This window comes from Nitrospira sp., from assembly GCA_024760525.1.
Taxonomy (GTDB): Bacteria; Nitrospirota; Nitrospiria; order Nitrospirales; family Nitrospiraceae; genus Nitrospira_D.
This window is the reverse complement of the sequence record CP060499.1, coordinates 72,536-89,702: the sequence shown is the minus strand read 5'-3', so window position 1 is coordinate 89,702 and position 17,167 is coordinate 72,536. Positions and strand designations below refer to the sequence as shown.

Sequence of the window (17,167 nt, the reverse complement as noted above, 5' to 3'; positions counted from 1 at the left end):
TGGACAGTGCCTATTGGGAAACTGTGGCATGGCGGGGCAATATTGGAGCGTGAGGGAGGAAACATCCGGCCAGGCGACACCGTAGTTCCGGCTCTTCCGCACAAGCAGTTGCGGTGGGTCGTGCTCATGCGATCAGTCCTGGACGATTTGACTCAGGTGATCCAGCGGAGCGTGACTTTCTCAGGAATCGGATGCTGTGGGTTGGGCACACCAGCCAATTGATCCAGACGATATCTCTTCAGTCGCCGATACCACACGGCCAGTGTGTCCGATTCCAAATTCAACAACATGGTTCCCTTCCGGCCAAACCCCTGTTCCTGCAATTCCAGAACTTTCCTGTCCTGGCCAAGAATAGTCCGTAGAGTTCGGCGGACCAGCCATCCCACGGGTAGCCTGCGCAAGAAGTTCCACCCGACGCAGATGTCGAACCGGCTTCGTCCATCAGCGAGCGGTGTGGCAACCAACATGACTGACGCAAACCGTTTGCCGATCTCCCATCGTTCCAGATGGATACCGGGCATGAGAAAATCGACTGTGGTCGTGGCCGAGCTCAGTCTCGGAGACAAGGCGCGAAAGATAAAGGTGTCCGGCAGCAACACATTCTGCGAGATGGTGCGAAACCCCAGCGGCAGCCGTGTAAACACTTTTTCCTTTCTTCTGGCTGCCTCGCGCCGTCGAAAATAGTTGTGGTGCACGAACGGGACGTGGGCCGGGTCCATGAGACTGTCCACCGCGAAATCCCACCGGACTTTCGCCTCGGCGGACTCGCGCACGGAAACCATGGGACTTCCGTCAGCAGGAACCGGCAACGAGGGTGGTGGAGACGAAGGGGTCAGGCACCGATCGCTGCCGATATAGACCCACACCCATCCGTCCAGTTCCTGGACTGGAAAGGCTTTCACACAAGCCGAGGTCAACGATGGATGTGCCACATTGCCGATGGCCGGAACTTCTATACACTCGCCGGAAGCGATGAAACGCCATCCGTGAAAAGGGCACCGCAAGGAATCCCCTTCCTGCCGTGCCGACGAGAGCGGCATACCCTTGTGGGGGCAGCGGTCTTCTAATGCATGCACGCGACCCTGACCATCCCGAAACAGCACCAGTGGCTGATTGCAGAGCACCGACGCGAACGGCCGGCCGGCCCTGATCGCAGTACTTTCCCCGGCAATGTACCAGAAACCTTCGAGCATTCAGTTTTGTGGCCTCAACCGCCGAGCGTGTCGAGCATTTCCTTGAGGCTCTTGAGCACGCAGCTGAAAATCGGCGTGTCGCGCAGTGTACAGCGTGAGCTCTCGGTTTCACCCAGCGCCATCACGCTGTTTCAGAAGCCGATTGCCCCATAGATACCGGCCGTCCAAAAATTGTTTACCGTGTTGGTTTGATTGGAGGCCAGATGGAATCGGCTGTCGAGCCCCAGCCACAGCTCTTTCCACACGCGATACTCGGCGCCGCCGCCGAACTGAACCCCGATATCCAAGTAGTTGATCTGACTGGACGTCGGGCTGATGACGTGGAAATCCAACCCGGCGGGAATGATCCAGGGTTGGAAATCAGTCCCCTGCCTGAACTTCACCTTGGGCGCCACGCTCACGGTCAGCATGGTCAGTTGTACCTTGCTCAGACCGCCGTTACTCACCCCCGTCACGCCGGTGGTATCCCCATTCGCGACATTGTTGGAACTCCATCGCTTGAATTCCAATCCGATCTCGCCCACAACCGCGACGCCGCTCATCATGCCCCACAGATCTCTGGTGACCATAAGATCCGTTCCGCCGCCGATGGAATAGCCGAACGACCCATCGTTCCTGCCGGCAACGCCATGGCCGTCGGTGATCAGCTCGCCGGCACGATCACTTGTAAGTCCGGCGGCGCCCCCGCGAAAGAACACGCGGTTCCCGGTCGATGTCGTATCTTCGGCCGAAGCCGGCAAGGCACTAAACGTGGCCAGTCCCGCGACAATCGCAACTGCGACAGCCCACGTTCCAACGTTCCATGTACCCCTCCGATACTGCATGATGCCTCCTAACGGCTACGCTGATCGGCGCTCGCCGGCCCAAGGCATCAGCTTGGTGAATGGACTCAATACGGTGCCGATCGATCGGACCGATGTATGATGGCGGCCGGCCCGAAGTAAGCGAAGGCATCCTTCAGATTCGAAAAGGCGCGCTGAAAAGGGCCCATTTCCGGGTCAGTCACATATTGCAGCGTAAGCACGATTCGTTCTTCCCTGGACCCGAGCGGCGTGACGGCATGCCACAGCTTGTCTCCATTGAAGATCACGAGCGACCCCGGATCGAGCGGGATGGGCTGCTCGTGTACTTCCTCCTGCATTCCGGGCGTAGGCAGGTTGGCCACGAGATGGCATTGTTCGGATCGCTCGATCAAGCCCATCAGAACTGTGTACCGCTTGCCCTTGTAGTATGAGGTATCGTAATGAAATCCGATGTGGTCACCCGGCTTCGTGTAGTAATAAAGCGCGCAGGAATGGGGATCGTGTTCCGGACAGAGCAGCAACTCCTCCTTCACGATTGTGCTCAGAAACCGCCGCAACGCCGGGGAGCGATAGAGCGAGACAATGGCGGATGACTCATGGAACTCGTTCCAAATCGCATAATAACTGACGCTGCCCCCCTGCTTGTGGCCAGGAACATAATTGCGAAAGATGTTTTTCCGGAGCAGTTCGACCTCGGTGAGACAGGGGTTGACGATTGTTTTCGGGATGAACCGATTAAGAATGAGGCATTCGTTCTGTTCCCAGTAGGTATGGCCTGACTGCTCAAGATCCACTCCCGCCACCGTGCGATTCAGGTGATCCTCCACATCGATCGTCTTGCACGGCATGGGACCTCCTCTATGTCGGGACCGGTCCGGACCCCGCAGACCGATCACACACACGCTGCATGCGAATGGAAAATGAGGGGGCCACTCTCACATGTGACCCCCTCACCGCTGACACGTGGCGGTCGGGGCAACCGCTCACCTTGGAAACATGGGCTGGATAGTGACAGGGCGCCTCATTATCCAGCACCCACAGAGCCTGGCCTCTCCGTATGCTTCCCAGACTTCCGCAACGTTCGTGCCATGATCGTCCCTAGTCACGCAACCTGATCGTTCGCGTGCCAGAAGCGACAAAGGGACTTTCACATCGAGTATCGGCGGCTGTTGCGGTTGGGACGCAATCCATCAGTTTGGACAATCGCAAACGGGTCCTCGCTCAATTGTTCAGATATCATTCACTTATGCTGTCCATACCGATAGACGTCCACCTGCGAGATAAAGGGAGAAATGGAACACCCAAGAGGCGTCTGGACTATTCGGCGCTGTACAAGCAGATACCTCAAGCCGAGGGGATGCGCATGTCGATATGCGGGATTCAAGCTCCGCATTCATCGATGCGAAACAACATCAGAACGATGAGGATACCCTCATCGTTCGCACATGTGAGGAAAGAATGAGGTGAAGGACGATCCACCGACTGGTACGACGACCACCATGGAACATGATTTGGCCCGGTACCCCGATCATGGAGTACCGGGCCTCGTCAGACCAATGGAGGCGCCAGCCTGATACTGGCCTTTCCCGACTTCCTGGCCTCTGCTTAGTACGTAGTCTTGGTGCCCACCTGTTTGGAAAACGGATCGAGGATATCTTTGGATGCACCATTCCAGATCACGTCCGCCAAGTTTGACATGCGCGAGACGATCTGCGCCGCCACCCCACCGGCCGCGCCGAACAATCCGCACCAGCCCAACGTCACGAAGCCCCAGTGCAAGGGTGCTGAAAACAGTTCGTCTACGAACCAGAACGCATGGCCCCACTCGTTCAACCCCACGTTCGGCAGAATCATCATCGGTCCAACCACCGCCGCGACCAACGGGAAGGATGTTGCCTGCGCATAGAGCGGTAATCGGGTCTGCGCGTAGAGATAACTGGACACGCCGCACGTAATGTACAACGGGAAGCTTCCGTAGAACGCTACGATATGGCTCGCGGTGAAGCTCGTGTCTCGGATGATTACCTGGTGCCAGGCCGCGTCCTGTTCCAGCGTGTAGCTCCCCGCGTAGTACACGCCCCAGATGTAGCAGACCAGCCAGCTCAGCCAATAAAAGTATCTCCTGAGCTCGAGCTTGGGATCCAAGTTGGCCAAGTTACGATCACGGGTCGTCCAAATCCATCCGACGGATACAGCGAAGAAGATGGCGTTGGCGATGATGTTAAAGCGCCACAGTCCCATCCACACCGAGTCAAACTCGGGGGTCATGGAGTCTAACCCGTGCGAATATCCGAAGATACGTTGGTACATAACCCAGAAAACACCGATCGCCAGCATCCCAAGCCAGCCTGCCTTGAGGGGCATCGTGTTATACCAAAACGCATCGATTTTCCTGGAACGTTCAGAAGCCATGCTCTCTCCCTCCTTCTGTCAGACAAACAAATGATGACCAACCCTTGCCGACCACAGGCCCTTTGCGAGAGTGTTCACACGACACATCGTTTTCACAGTCAGCCAGCTCAGCGTCTGTTGAATGGGTTGAGCAAGCTTTGTGCGCAGGAATCAAGAATTGCGCGTCAGCAGCGTAGCAGTGGTGATCGTCAACGTTTCAGCCATCTCATTACTTTTCAGACCGATCAAAAAATCTACGCGAATAGACAGTTCCGGCATGCGGCTGAACCGTTGTCCAGGACTTCAATAGGTTAGACAATCCAGATACTTGGACAGTTGCGACGAGGAAAGAGGTGGAAAAGGGCAGACGAACGCTACTCGATGGAATAGGCACGCAGCTTGTTGTAGAGGCTCGCTCGGCTGATCTTGAGCAACTTGGCTGCTTTCAATCGGTTCCCCGCGGTCTTCTTGAGGGCATCGACAATCCGGGTACGCTCCGTCTTGGCCACAACCCCTCTCGACGCTGACCGCAAGCTCTCGTGATCAGCAACGGCTCCGCTTGACACAAGATCCTCGCATACGAGCCACGGACCGGCTGTCGTCACGACGGCGCGCTCGATATAGTGCAGCAATTCTCGGACATTGCCGTGCCATGCGGCCGCGCATAATGCCCGCATCGTTTTTTCATCGACAGATCGAACCGCTTGGTGATGTCGCGCACAAGAAGCGGTGACGAAGGACTGCACCAGCAAGGGGATGTCCTCGCGCCGTTCCCTCAAAGCCGGTATATATAGCGGCAACACCGCCAGTCGATAGTATAGATCTTCTCGAAACGTCTTGGCCTTCACCAATTCCGCCAAATCCTTGTTCGATGCCGAGATGACTCGCGCATGGATTTTGATCGATCTCGTCCCACCGACCGGTTTGATCTCGCCCTCCTGCAGCACACGGAGCAGCTTCGCCTGAAAGACCGGCCTTGTATCGGCAATTTCATCGAGGAAGATCGTTCCGCCCTCTGCCTCCTCGAACAAGCCCCGTTTATTCACCACGGCGCCGGTGAAGGCTCCTTTCACATGCCCGAACAGCTCGCTTTCAAGCAGCGTTTCCGGCAATGACCCACAATCGACGACCACGAACGGCCGATCTCGTCGGCTGCTGAGTGCATGGATCGTTCTCGCGAGGAGTTCCTTGCCCGTTCCGCTCTCGCCATGGATGAGTACCGTGGCGGAGCTCTCCGCCACCAGGCGTGTCATATCGAACAGCTGACGCATAGCCGGACTTCGGCCCAGCAAATTTCCCAGACGATCGTCTTCGGCTGGAGCGAAAGAATCGTATGGCGTTGTCCGACAAGGAGACCTCGGCACCGGCTTGAACAGCACCAGCATCGACTCGACCGTTCCGTGCTGATCGGCCAAAGGAAACGCCTGCTGCATCCCGCAGGCGGCGCCGGCGCCCCCTGCCGAGCAGGAGACGCACTGCACCTCCGGCGCTTCGAACACTTTCGTCGCCGGACAGGCTTCGCAAGGATCGGTGCGATGTGCAAATGCTTCATAGCATTTCGCGCGGTGGTGATGCGTCGCTTTGGTTTGTCCGGCTGTCCACGCTGCCTCATTCGCGTACACGACGTTGAAGGCTCGGTCCATAACCGCCACCCGTTCGGACAGTCCGCGTGCAAGCTGTCGAATGGCTTCCAATCGTGCGGCAATGATGGGATCGTTCGGGAGGGGTGTGTTGAACATTTCTTCGTCGGACAAGCTTGTCTCGCTTCTTGGAGTGAAGCGTCTCCTACGACCTTACACCGTTGATGTCAGCAATCAGCTTCCGGTCTGTGGTCTAGCAGTCGTTGTACACAGTTCTTGAGATCGGCAATGCGGACCGGTTTGTCGAAGTAGGCGTTAGCCCCTGCTCGTATCACTTGGGCTTTCAGCGCCGCATCGCCGAACGCCGTGATGACGACAATAGGACACCTGGGGGCCACGGTCCGCAACCGACTGATGTAATCAGCCCCCCCGGCCGGCATACGCAGGTCGGTCAAAATCAGGTCGGGCACCGATTGCAGGACAGCCAGAAACGCTTCGTCTCCGTCCCTGGCTTCGCGGAGCTGGTATCCGGTACCCCACAGTTCATCGCAAAGCAGACTTCGCATCTCCCGGTCATCTTCGACGATCAGCACCACATCAGCTTTTCCCGTTGCCACAGTGGTCATCCTCTTTGTACCTCTGCCCCTGCCTCAGTGGACAGTGCAAGAAGCGGGCAAGAAGGCCGCCGATAGAAGAACGGGCATGGGAAGTCTGATTTCAGAGGAATCCCGCGTGATGCCGATGCCGGCAGGGCGGCAGTGATGAGAAACACCACACTCAAGAAGGAAGGCGCCGTTGCGAGATGCTACAGCACTCGGCAGGTTGAACCTCTCACAAGACTCAGGCCTACACGCGCGGGACTCAGCCCATGGCGGCCGGCTGCTATGGGCTCTGCGGAAGCAGAATCGTAAACTTCGTGCCTTTGCCCTCTTCGCTGTTCACGGCGATGGAACCCTGATGCTCTTCAATGATGCCTTTCACGACGGTCAATCCTAATCCGGTTCCTTTGCCGAATTCTTTCGTCGTAAAGAACGGTTCGAATATTTTCTCGACCGCATGCCCGGGAATGCCATGGCCGGTATCCGCGACCGTGAGTTTGACCATTCGATTCTCCGGCGCCAGGCCGATTCGTAAGGTCCCGCCGTCCGGCATCGCATGCACGGCATTCATGACGAGATTGATGAACACCTGGCTCATTTGGTCGGGATCAGCCATTGCCATCGGGCAAGAATCAGCCAATGCCGTTTCGACCCGAATCTGGTTTCGGGCAAGACGCTCTTGGAACATTTCCATCGCGTCTTCCAGGACGCCTCGCAGGTCCAGCGCGCGCCGCTCCGGCGCTTTGCGTCGGGCGAACGACAGCAACTGATTCATCACCTTCGTAATCCGCTCCACTTGTGTAATGATGGTCTGGAGCCCTTTCTTGACCGGTTCCTCCGTGACACGGTCCATCAGATACTCGGCGCGGCCGAGAATGACGTTCATCGGCGTCCCGATCTCATGGGCCATGCCGGACGCCAGTGTACCGAGTTCGGCAACCCGTTCGGTCTTGCGCAATTGGTCCTGCAGTCGCTTCCGCTCGCTGATGTCTCGGAGCATGACCAAGATGGCCGGCCCTTCCTCATCCACTAACCGAGCCGCGCTGACCTCGACATCGATCGACATTCCATCCAGGCGCACGATTTTCTCCTCGACTACCGGCACCAGTGATCTGCCTTCCAGCAATTCGTGGGTCCACTCTCTCAGGACGTCGTGATACTCGGGATGAAAGAGGCTCAGGAGTGATTTTCCCAAAACCTCATCGGCCTTCACCGCGCCGAACAGCTTGATGGCCTGGTCGTTCGCAAAGATAACGCGGCCCCCCCGGCTCACAAAGATGGCATAGGGCGAGACGGCAATCAGACGCCGGTAGCGTTCTTCGCTTTGCCGAAGCAGGTGCTCGGCTCGCTTGCGTTCAGTGACGTCGGTGACGAACCCTTCCAGGTAACTCAGTGTGCCGTCCGGTGCGTAAATCCCTTCGCCTCTTTCCCAGACCGATTTGACCTCTCCCGATTTGGTCAAGATTCGGTAGGTCGTCTCGAACGGACCATGTCGCGTGACCGCTTCCTGAACCTCCTGCCAGACTCGCTCACGGTCGCCTGCATGTATCGTGTTCCCGTATGAGATGGTCCGCTGATGTAGGTATTCTCCGATGGTGTACCCGGTCAAATCGGATACTCCTTCGCTGAGATATGTAAATGACCGGTCACGGTCATTTCGGCTGCGATACACGAAACCCGGGAGATTGCCGATCAGAGTGCTGAGTTGTCTCTGGCTCTCCCTCAGGTCTTCCTCGGCCTGCTTGCGCTCGGTGATGTCTCGGAGAATGACGGTATAGTATTTCTTTTGCTCCACCGAGATATGCGAGATGGAGGCTTCGATGTGAAACTCTTGTCCGTTCGAGCGTAGCCCCATCACCGTTCCCAGTTGACCCATCTTTCGACTCGTCAGACCGGACTGCCCAAACGCATGAACGTCGTGGCGATGGGCTTCGCGGAAACGTGCGGGCAAGAATCGATCGAGCGGCTGCCCGATTGCCTCCTGGATGGAGCAGACGAACATCTGTTCCGCCGCGCGATTGAACAACAGGATTCGCTGATCCTCGTCCACCGTGATGATCGCATCCATCGCGGATTCGATGATGCCTTCCAGCCTCAGCCGGCTGATCAGAAGCTGCTCCTCTGCCTTCGGACGGTCGGCTTCGGAGCCTGTGACATCGGCGAACGATCTAGTGGTTGGTCCCTCCATCATCTGTTCCTTCACAGAGCGTTGGTCGATGGATCCGCGTACCCAGAGCAGGCTCCCTGCAACACGCGAATACGGAACGACCACAATGATTGTGACGTGGATGTCATCATTCGTGCTGAATCCGTGAGACACCAGGACTTCGACCATTCCCCCGAGGAGGGGCAGAGTCCACGGCATAGCACGCACCGTATTTCACCCCCACTGTGCATGCGGTCTCAATCTGGCTCGATGACCGTAGGAAGCTGTCATTCTTCTGGATGAGTCTTGCCCTCGATTTCGGCGAGTTTACGATACAAGGTCTTGCGATCGATGCCAAGGGTATGAGCGGTCTGGTACTTGTTGCCGCCGGACTTCTCGAGAATCTTCTTGATGTACTCCTTCTCCAGCTCATGCAAGGGCAGGGACTTTTCGGCCGCTTCGTCCAGCACGCGGCGCTCACCGCGGGCTCCCTGCACCGCCGAGGGCAAATCATCGGGTGAAATTTTCTCGCCGCGGCTGAGCGTCACCGCCCGTTCGATGACGTTCTCCAACTCTCGCACGTTGCCGGGCCAGGTATAGTCCATCAGCATGGCCAGCGCGGCCTCGCTCACGCCCTTGACCTCTTTCCCGCGGGCGGCGCCGCACTTTTTAAGAAAGGCGTCGACTAAGAGCGGAATGTCCTCGCGCCGCTCCCGTAAGGGGGGCAGCTTGAGCTCGATGACGTTGAGCCGATAATACAGGTCCTCCCGGAACCGCTTATTCTTTACTTCTTCGTTGAGATTCAGATTGGTAGCGGCAATGATCCGTACATCGACCGAGATCGGCTTCGTCGCGCCCACCCGCCTGATTTCTTTTTCTTGAATGGCACGAAGAATCTTGGCCTGCAGCATGAGCGGCAGCTCACTGATCTCGTCGAGAAATAACGTGCCCTTCTGCGCCTCTTCAAACAACCCTCGCTTGTCTATCTTGGCATCGGTAAAGGCTCCCCGCATATGCCCGAACAGTTCACTCTCCAACAGCTGTTCCGGAATCGCCGCGCAATTGACGGGAATAAACGGCGCATCTTTGCGGTCGCTGTTATAGTGAATGGCTTTGGCGACCAGTTCCTTCCCGGTCCCGCTCTCTCCCGTGATCAGGACATTGGTCGGACTATCGGCGACCCGGCGAATGAGATCGAAGACCACTTGGATCGCTTTGCTCTTTCCCAAAATCTGGTGGAAGCTGTACTCCTTGCGGACTTCTTTTCTCAGGCGGCTCACTTCCCGCCGCAAGGATGCCTCTCGAATGACGCGCTCGACCACGCGAATCAACTCGTCCTTCCGGACAGGCTTGGTGAGGTAATCACTGGCTCCGTGCTTCATCGCCTCGACGGCCGTTTCCACCGACCCGAATGCGGTCATGAGGATGACACTGATATCGGGATCTCGGCGCTTGATTTGGGCCAGCAATTCCAGTCCCTCCATGCCTTTCATACGAAGGTCCGTGAGGACAGCCGCATAGTCCTCTTCCGCCAATCGTTTCAAGGCTTCTTCTCCGCTTCCGGCCGTGGTGACTTGATGACCACGGTCTTTCAGCATGTCATGAGCCAATTCCCGCATATCTGCGTCATCATCGACGACGAGGATCGCACCCCACTCTTCAGTCATACCGACTCCCCTCTCTGTCCCAAAATGCCACAGCGCCTGATGCATTCTGCATCAATTTGAGCCTGTTTAACGCTGGAAGCCAAATACGTGCAAGTGCAGGACCAATTGAATAGTTGGAAGTTTTAGCTAAGCTAGCCGCTGCGTATGAATTCAGTCGGATTTACTCTCAAGTGGGAGGAATGTGACATTGGCCGCTGCCGCGGGCTTGACCGGAGGATATTTCCCCTCATAGCTGGTGGGGAAGATATACAACCGCTCACCGACCGAGAAAAGAAGTTTGTACTCCGTTCTTTCATCACCGCGAAGATACACGTTGAGTAGAGCGGATGACGGTTGTTTATCGACGCGGGCCCAGTTCATCCCCAGCTGCGTAGGAACCACATACAAACCGGCGGCAATCACGACGAGCGAGAGATATGCCATTAATGGATCAATACCCTTGTCGGCTTGGCTGTACTGCACGACGAGGAGTTCGAGTGCCGAGCTAAACAACAAGAGAATAAAGGTGACAGCCACGACCGACAGGACGATTGCCGGGGTAATGTAACCAAGTGTGGTCAGCAGTGTGGTGATCGCCATGACCCCGCCCAAGACCCATGGACCATACTGGACGACCGTGACTGAGACCTTGAATCGTTTGGTCGCTGTCAGATCGCCTTGGCTTTCGATCAAGGCCAGGTTCGTGGTGGCAAGGTATCCGAAGAGGAGAATCAGCAGCAACGGAATCCAGCTTTGACTGAAGTAGATCGCCGCCGGAACCTCATCCAATATCCACGAGGCTCCAAATTCTGAAAAGTATGATCTCGTATACATCGAACCCGAAAGATACGCCACACCGCTAATGCCAAACAAACCGGCCAATACTTTTGGCGCCTGCTCGATAATGCGGCGAGCACCTGCACGAGCGGCGGTCTTGTGATCGTCGTTGGACGGCATCGTTCACGATCCGGAACACCGAAAGAACCGGCACGTTTCAAGATCAGTATTCTAGAAGGGATTCGAAGGACGGTGCAATGCGTGAGGAGAGAGATTCGTCACGAATGGATGCATAGAAACTGATGGAATCAGTTCAAATTGATGAGATCGAGGCGGAGATCATTCGGATCATCGGTGTGGAGGAACTTGAAGCCGCCAGGGTCCTGGTAATCCATGGTGATGCCGCTCATGCGCATGGCGCTGGCAACGGGGATCGCCACGGTCAAGCCGTCGACGCTCTGCGCTTCGTCGTCGGGTAGCACCCGATCCTCCAGCGTGATGCTGAATGCCAGCCGTTGGTCGTCCACGTCCTTCACCTGCACACGGACGATGGGATCCTCCGGATGATCAAGAATCAACGCCTTTAAACGCTCGACGGCCGACCGTGTGAGCTTCATGACCTCCCCATAGTCCTACGTAGCCAAGGATCAGTCAGTGAATCGTGTGTCTCACTGCCAGAGTCCTCCAAGATAACACAAGGTGTCCGCGGTATACGTCACGAAATCCCTCATGGCTGAGATGGGCCATTGGTACACGGATATGCAGGCGGAGCAGCCGAAGAAATTGTAGCCCCCGTCACATACAAGGTATTGATGCGGACACTGCTGTCCACATGGGTGCGATTGAACTGTCCTTCAACGTGGATGTAGACTTGACGCATGGCGCCTCTCGAAACCCTGGCAACACACAATTGGTGGCTGAAAGGCGTCATCGCGCGATCAGTCGGAATCATTGCCATTGCACTTGGGTTCGTCTTCGGCATGTACGGACTCGATCACCCTGCCTCACATTGGCTTCCGACGGCACTTGGATTACTCGTGACTGGGATGGTGGCCCAAGGCTATGGGCTTTACTGCTCGATCAAACGGATGCGGCAACCGAAGTCCTGATCGTGTGATGTTGATTCGGGTGATCACCTGAACGTTGTTGTACCCCGTAACCTGTTAGTCCTCAGCTCGCCCACAGGAAGACCTTAAGGGCCCCTAGCCTGCCCGAATCAATTCTTCAGACGACCCCCCTTTTGAGGTACCTAGTTCGAGGAAGGCGCTCGACCGAGCTTCCGGCTACCTTTTGTCTATTGGGATTTGCAAAGGCGGAAGGAGCATCAATGACGAACAGGAAGAACCCCATACGGCGCCATAGTCGGTTTCCGGTCAGTTGGTCGGTCTTGTATGGAAGTGACGAGTTTCTCGCAGAAGGGACCGTCTTGGATCTGACCTCCAGGGGCTGGAGAATCGCGGGATCGATGCCTGTTACACCCGGTATGCAGCTAACCCTGCAGGTTTCGGTTCCCGAAAAATCAACACCCCTTCGCGTCCAACGGGCGACCGTGCTCTGGGTGACCGATCATGACTTTGCGATTGAAGCCCACGAGATGCCGCCCAACGACCATGCATGGGTTGCCGAGTTTCTTCGGCAGAAGCTCGGGCTCATGTGGATCTCACGAGAAGACGATCACGGGATCTCTTGTCACGCCACAGAAAAGGTGCTCCGTAGCGAGACACAGCCTTCAGTTCCACGCATTGAGGATGTCCTGCAGCGATTTCTTGCCATTCAACCCCCTGTGATAGACATTCCTTCCGAAGCTCGGTGGCAGTGCGACTCGGATGTTCAGGAGAACGAGGGTCACACGGCCTCCGAGGGCTTGCCGGAAAAGATTTGGCACGAGGTGCATCGGATCCTTCGCTCGATGCTCGCCATAAGAGCCGCTCGGGAACGGACCGGCCGGGATCTCATTGCCGACAATTAGGTAGGCCGCTGCGCGACCACGCAGCGCTATGCGCATCAAAGAACCTGCCTCAGCACTCCCGAGAACACAGTGTGCTGAGAATACGAGGAGATTACTTCAGTGAAGATGACTGGGGTGCTGCACGGAGGGGAGTTGTAAGGGCTTCCCGAACTATAGGAACCAAGCACCATGCAACCCGCGTATTGCTTTGCACCGAATAATGAGTGTAGTGCTTCGGAGCAAACCGATCAGCCGGGGCTATAGTTTTCAAGCAAGGCGTGAGATCAGTATAGTCAATGCCCGCCTCTTGCAACACTTTGAGCCCCATCTGTGTCCGCCCAGCAAATTCTTCCTCGCTTTGCGGAAAGAACTGGACAATTGGGATCGACCCCGCAGATCTTACAGATTGCACAAAGGTCCGCAAGATTGCGCCGTTAACTGATATCAATGCGGCATCAGAAACCTCGGGGCCTTCGATTGTTCCAGGAGGAAACAGAGTCATCACCGCTCGAGCGAGGTAGGACCAGTGCAGGACGCTGGGTTGCCATTCGGCCGGCCTATACCCCCGGTCATACTCCAAAAATGGCACCTCCGCAATCGATCGTCGGGAAAAAAGTTCCTGAGGGGTGAGAGGAGGGACATTCAGTGTCTGCAACTTCCCATCTCGTAAGACGAACCGAGGTTTAGAAAACGGAAAGTCCCACCATTGCGATGTGAGAGGATGATAAAAAATCATGCTCCGTTCGACATTTGAAGAGGGGAAGCCCAAGATCACGATCTTTGGATTCCACCGGCGGACATCCTTCTCGTACCGCAAATAGGCTTGATCGACTCCATATCCACCGACTCCGAAGTTTAAGACCTCGAAGTCTGCGCCAAGTTCCTTTTCAAGTTGGTATCCCCACGAATCTTCGAATGCGACATCTTCTGCGAAGGTATAAGAGTCTCCTACCAGCGCGATTCTGGTCTTCTCCGTCGATTTGACGTATGACACGCCTTCATGCGGGGCACGGATCCCTTCCAAACTGGAATAGTAGGTGCCGCTCGCGTTTCGCCTGTTCGGTCCGATCGTCCACCCCATAAGATCGTCATAGACAAGGTAGGTTAATCGACCGGCTGACTGATCGACGAGCTGTCTGTAAGACGACGCGACCTGCTCCCAAACCTTCGGCATTAGCACTCTCGATCGCCACCGCTCGCCCTCTTTGGAACTGTTTGTGCCGAGCCGAACGACTATCTCGCCTGAAAGCACAATAAGAAAAATCATGAAAAGGTTCATGCCTAGTGTCATCGAGAAGCTTCGGGAGTTTGCGCTACGACTAGCGACGTACTGGTGAATGATTCCGACCGCGGCTAGGCCAAACGTGCCAGCAGCTGCAATAAATATCCTGCCCGATTGGGTATCGAGGAACATGGTCAGGCTACGATGGCTATTCACGTCCATTGCTATGACCATAACGAGAATCGATATCTCCCCAAGGAAAAGGCTTATGAGTAGGAGTAGAAGAGGGCGGCCCTTGGTCACCCTGTCACCAGCCTGAGTTGCAAACTGCTGACAGCGATACCGTGTCTCTCGACCGGCTGTGTATTTCATGGGATTCCAGGTGGATCAAGCAGCATCTTCGTATCAGAAGTTCCTCGGCACGTCGGACAACGCGTTGCAGTCGCAGATCTGGATCCCCGTGTCGGTCTATGTCCTCATCGCTATTGTCAAGAAGTGCCCTGCCCTGGACACACCGCTCTACACGTTGCTACAAATTCGGTCTGTCACATTGTTCGAGATGCCGTTTGAGCAAACACTCCACGCGCAGCGACCCCATTTCCGAACACGACAACAACAGCACCCAACTGAATCTCTTTCCTTTTTAATCGGACATTACCGGGCGGCACTAACAGCCTATGCCTGCTCTTCCCTCTGCGTTTCGCCGAGGTTAACGCCGCAATTCTCGCACTTAATGACGATTAGACCGGTGGGAAACCATCCTTCATAGATCGCTTTGTAACAGCTAGGGCAATGATTCATCATTGGAGACATCCACGTAGCGATGCTCAAGATGACCCACACAAACCCCACTACCTTTGCTGCAGCATAGTTGATGGGGATGAGCACGATTGCGAGCAAAAAACCGCCAACCAACGTCGCCCAAAACAAGCGGCAGCGCATTCTTATTCTCGCTAGATTATGCTGAACGTTCTGAACTTCCAACATCGGCCGCTCCAACACGTACAATAATTGCCAGATGCTCCCCACTCTGTTTGTTTACAACAACCCAAATCGCGACGGACTCAGGCTTGGACTGACGCGATCGAACGAACTAGATCCCATTGGACTAGAAAATTGAGTAAATCGCCGGTGCAAGTACGCTTCCTTCAAGAAAGAAACCTAATGCTGCCAGTAGCAACAGAGCAAAGATGACGGGCGCCAGCCAGTAAGATTTGCTTTCACCGATGAAGTCGATAAACTCTCCGACCGTTCCCAGGTATGCCTTTGTTCGAGAGTCCGTAGCCATGTATTCCTTCCTTTCTTTCTTTACCTAAACCAAACTCACCCCTTGCCAGGCACGACTGCCGACCTCTGCTTGATCTCAGAGGACCATTTCGTTAGATACAGGCAACATTCTCGAAACGCGATGAAAGACAGAATGGCGCCCGGATAAAACCAAAATCCCCCAAACCGTGAAGTGATGCCGCCGCACACCAAGGCGACGAGAAGCGATGAAAAATCGGCCACCGGACCGAGTGGCTCGAACACCTGCATGTGCCGGCTATTGCTGAGCAGCCCATCTTTTCGCACCACCTCCTGCTGCCAGGGACGCTTTTCGTACGGTTTTAGCCGATCCGTTTGGGGAACGGCCGGCAGTGAGGTATCTCTCAACACATTGTCATCACACGCATCGATGCAGGCATAGCACTTGATGCATTCGAGGTTCGTGACTTTTCCATCAAAATGCCAAATTTCCCTACTCACATCGATTCCCTGTGGGCAGGCATTACTACAGTCCCGGCACCCTATACACTGAGCCACACGGGTAATCTTCGCTTGAAAAGGAGACCGATTCATGAGGGGAACCATAAGGGTGACATAGGGGCAGAGTACCCGGCAAAACGCTCCCTGCCCGTAGCGAAGGTTGAGAACGATACTCATGGTGAATTGAATGAACATGGCCAAGCCGAACGCGATAAAGAAATCGTGCCAGGTTGGGTTGATATCAAGGTTGAACCAGGCGGTTTTCGCAAAAGCCTTTCCTTCATAGCCCGGCAGATCAGCGAGAGGTGGAGGGGCCATCGGGCTCACTTTCGACTGAAACCCGGTGTTATGGACCAAAATAATGACGGGCAATAAGAGCACAAATAGGGCTCCGATTCTCAGCAACCAGCGATGGGGAGTATTGATGAGCAAATTCTTGTCCCTTATTTTCTGATAGCGAGGGATCTTCAGCTTGACAAGAACCCAATCTGCAAATTCGATCGCACCACGCATGTGGCAGACCCACCCGCAAAATCCACGTCCAAAAATCAAAATTGATCCTAGGATCAGCAACACCATGATCGAGGCAGCATTGATGGTCCCCTTCGCAAGCGAAGGGACCCCCATCATCGCAGTCTTGCCCCAGATCTCTATCCCGAAGATGTGCCAGGCAATCATATGGAAGGCGATATAGGCGTGCACAAGCGCCAACGCAATCATTCGGTACTTGTGTCGCCTCGTCATCGGCAAGCTCCCGGAAGCGGGTACCTTGCATGACGTAGCTGGTTCGGTCTGATGATGGGGCCGTCTCTCAATACTGATGAGCTGAATGGGCATGTCCGCCGCAACTTGCTTCATTTGCCCTCTCACTTCTTGCCTGAAAATCAGTTTGGCTCTCGTAAACCAATTCTAATGTTAGACTGTATGTGCGTGTATACATGTTGAATTTGTACGTAGATATCCCCTCGATAGGCGGGGACAACTAACCGACTTAGTACCGCTTTGGTATGGATAGTATGAAAAATTCAAATGAGTGATGAAAACATGATCTACTTGCGTAACAGCTCCTTGTCGACTCCTTCATCCCAGCTCAGAATTACGATCACGGGATTCCAA

Annotated in this window: 15 protein-coding genes and 1 pseudogene; 3 read left to right on the top strand and 13 right to left on the bottom strand. The window is 55.4% G+C overall.

Features of this window, described 5'->3' with window-relative positions; translation table 11 throughout:
• Window positions 1-152 precede the first annotated feature (152 nt).
• The 10 genes from H8K04_00420 to H8K04_00375 form a co-directional block, all read right to left on the bottom strand.
• Window positions 153-1,193 carry an aromatic ring-hydroxylating dioxygenase subunit alpha gene (locus tag H8K04_00420; GenBank protein ID UVT16067.1) on the bottom strand — a complete coding sequence of 347 codons (1,041 nt, stop codon included), beginning with the start codon at window positions 1,191-1,193 and terminating at the stop codon, window positions 153-155.
• A 131-nt stretch (window positions 1,194-1,324) separates the two neighbouring features.
• A complete protein-coding gene (locus H8K04_00415; protein ID UVT16066.1) occupies window positions 1,325-2,017 on the bottom strand; it encodes a hypothetical protein in 693 nt (230 codons plus the stop codon).
• Between the two features lie 65 nt (window positions 2,018-2,082).
• Window positions 2,083-2,844, bottom strand: a complete 762-nt coding sequence (locus H8K04_00410; GenBank protein UVT16065.1) for a 2OG-Fe(II) oxygenase — start codon at window positions 2,842-2,844, stop codon at window positions 2,083-2,085.
• 757 nt (window positions 2,845-3,601) lie between these two features.
• Window positions 3,602-4,408, bottom strand: coding sequence for a methane monooxygenase/ammonia monooxygenase subunit C (locus H8K04_00405; protein ID UVT16064.1), 807 nt, complete (start codon window positions 4,406-4,408; stop codon window positions 3,602-3,604).
• Window positions 4,409-4,761: 353 nt separating this feature from the next.
• Window positions 4,762-6,141 carry a sigma-54-dependent Fis family transcriptional regulator gene (locus H8K04_00400; GenBank protein ID UVT16063.1) on the bottom strand — a complete coding sequence of 460 codons (1,380 nt, stop codon included), beginning with the start codon at window positions 6,139-6,141 and terminating at the stop codon, window positions 4,762-4,764.
• Between the two features lie 53 nt (window positions 6,142-6,194).
• Window positions 6,195-6,584: a response regulator gene (locus H8K04_00395; GenBank protein UVT16062.1), complete on the bottom strand. Its 390-nt coding sequence runs from the start codon at window positions 6,582-6,584 to the stop codon at window positions 6,195-6,197.
• A 265-nt stretch (window positions 6,585-6,849) separates the two neighbouring features.
• Entirely contained in the window at window positions 6,850-8,931 is a 2,082-nt protein-coding gene (locus H8K04_00390; protein ID UVT16061.1) for a PAS domain S-box protein, read from the bottom strand.
• Window positions 8,932-8,999: 68 nt separating this feature from the next.
• Window positions 9,000-10,379, bottom strand: coding sequence for a sigma-54-dependent Fis family transcriptional regulator (locus H8K04_00385; GenBank protein UVT16060.1), 1,380 nt, complete (start codon window positions 10,377-10,379; stop codon window positions 9,000-9,002).
• Between the two features lie 150 nt (window positions 10,380-10,529).
• Window positions 10,530-11,315, bottom strand: a complete 786-nt coding sequence (locus H8K04_00380; protein ID UVT16059.1) for a hypothetical protein — start codon at window positions 11,313-11,315, stop codon at window positions 10,530-10,532.
• A gap of 128 nt (window positions 11,316-11,443) precedes the next feature.
• A complete protein-coding gene (locus tag H8K04_00375) occupies window positions 11,444-11,752 on the bottom strand; it encodes a hypothetical protein (GenBank protein ID UVT16058.1) in 309 nt (102 codons plus the stop codon).
• A gap of 261 nt (window positions 11,753-12,013) precedes the next feature.
• Here H8K04_00375 and H8K04_00370 point away from each other — a divergent pair, with 261 nt between their 5' ends.
• Window positions 12,014-12,244 carry a hypothetical protein gene (locus H8K04_00370; GenBank protein ID UVT16057.1) on the top strand — a complete coding sequence of 77 codons (231 nt, stop codon included), beginning with the start codon at window positions 12,014-12,016 and terminating at the stop codon, window positions 12,242-12,244.
• 218 nt (window positions 12,245-12,462) lie between these two features.
• Window positions 12,463-13,104 (top strand): PilZ domain-containing protein, encoded by a 642-nt coding sequence (locus H8K04_00365; protein UVT16056.1) that lies wholly within the window; start codon window positions 12,463-12,465, stop codon window positions 13,102-13,104.
• 91 nt (window positions 13,105-13,195) lie between these two features.
• Here the strand turns inward: H8K04_00365 and H8K04_00360 are convergent, their stop codons facing one another.
• A complete protein-coding gene (locus H8K04_00360; protein UVT16055.1) occupies window positions 13,196-14,350 on the bottom strand; it encodes a hypothetical protein in 1,155 nt (384 codons plus the stop codon).
• Between the two features lie 335 nt (window positions 14,351-14,685).
• Here H8K04_00360 and H8K04_00355 point away from each other — a divergent pair.
• Window positions 14,686-14,864, top strand: a pseudogene (locus tag H8K04_00355) (IS4 family transposase).
• A 549-nt stretch (window positions 14,865-15,413) separates the two neighbouring features.
• On the opposite strand, the gene H8K04_00350 reads toward H8K04_00355, so the two are convergent.
• A complete protein-coding gene (locus H8K04_00350) occupies window positions 15,414-15,593 on the bottom strand; it encodes a hypothetical protein (GenBank protein ID UVT16054.1) in 180 nt (59 codons plus the stop codon).
• Window positions 15,594-15,628: 35 nt separating this feature from the next.
• Complete coding sequence (locus tag H8K04_00345; GenBank protein UVT16053.1) at window positions 15,629-16,795, bottom strand: 4Fe-4S binding protein; 1,167 nt, start codon at window positions 16,793-16,795, stop codon at window positions 15,629-15,631.
• Window positions 16,796-17,167 lie beyond the last annotated feature (372 nt).

Excerpts from the sequence above, each read along its gene's own strand:
- H8K04_00420 (UVT16067.1), bottom strand. The coding sequence starts at position 1,193 with ATGCTCGAAGGTTTCTGGTACATTGCCGGGGAAAGTACTGCGATCAGG.
- H8K04_00415 (UVT16066.1), bottom strand. The coding sequence starts at position 2,017 with ATGCAGTATCGGAGGGGTACATGGAACGTTGGAACGTGGGCTGTCGCA.
- H8K04_00410 (UVT16065.1), bottom strand. The coding sequence starts at position 2,844 with ATGCCGTGCAAGACGATCGATGTGGAGGATCACCTGAATCGCACGGTG.
- H8K04_00405 (UVT16064.1), bottom strand. The coding sequence starts at position 4,408 with ATGGCTTCTGAACGTTCCAGGAAAATCGATGCGTTTTGGTATAACACG.
- H8K04_00390 (UVT16061.1), bottom strand. The coding sequence starts at position 8,931 with ATGCCGTGGACTCTGCCCCTCCTCGGGGGAATGGTCGAAGTCCTGGTG.
- H8K04_00385 (UVT16060.1), bottom strand. The coding sequence starts at position 10,379 with ATGACTGAAGAGTGGGGTGCGATCCTCGTCGTCGATGATGACGCAGAT.
- H8K04_00380 (UVT16059.1), bottom strand. The coding sequence starts at position 11,315 with ATGCCGTCCAACGACGATCACAAGACCGCCGCTCGTGCAGGTGCTCGC.
- H8K04_00375 (UVT16058.1), bottom strand. The coding sequence starts at position 11,752 with ATGAAGCTCACACGGTCGGCCGTCGAGCGTTTAAAGGCGTTGATTCTT.
- H8K04_00370 (UVT16057.1), top strand. The coding sequence starts at position 12,014 with ATGGCGCCTCTCGAAACCCTGGCAACACACAATTGGTGGCTGAAAGGC.
- H8K04_00365 (UVT16056.1), top strand. The coding sequence starts at position 12,463 with ATGACGAACAGGAAGAACCCCATACGGCGCCATAGTCGGTTTCCGGTC.
- H8K04_00360 (UVT16055.1), bottom strand. The coding sequence starts at position 14,350 with ATGATTTTTCTTATTGTGCTTTCAGGCGAGATAGTCGTTCGGCTCGGC.
- H8K04_00350 (UVT16054.1), bottom strand. The coding sequence starts at position 15,593 with ATGGCTACGGACTCTCGAACAAAGGCATACCTGGGAACGGTCGGAGAG.
- H8K04_00345 (UVT16053.1), bottom strand. The coding sequence starts at position 16,795 with ATGACGAGGCGACACAAGTACCGAATGATTGCGTTGGCGCTTGTGCAC.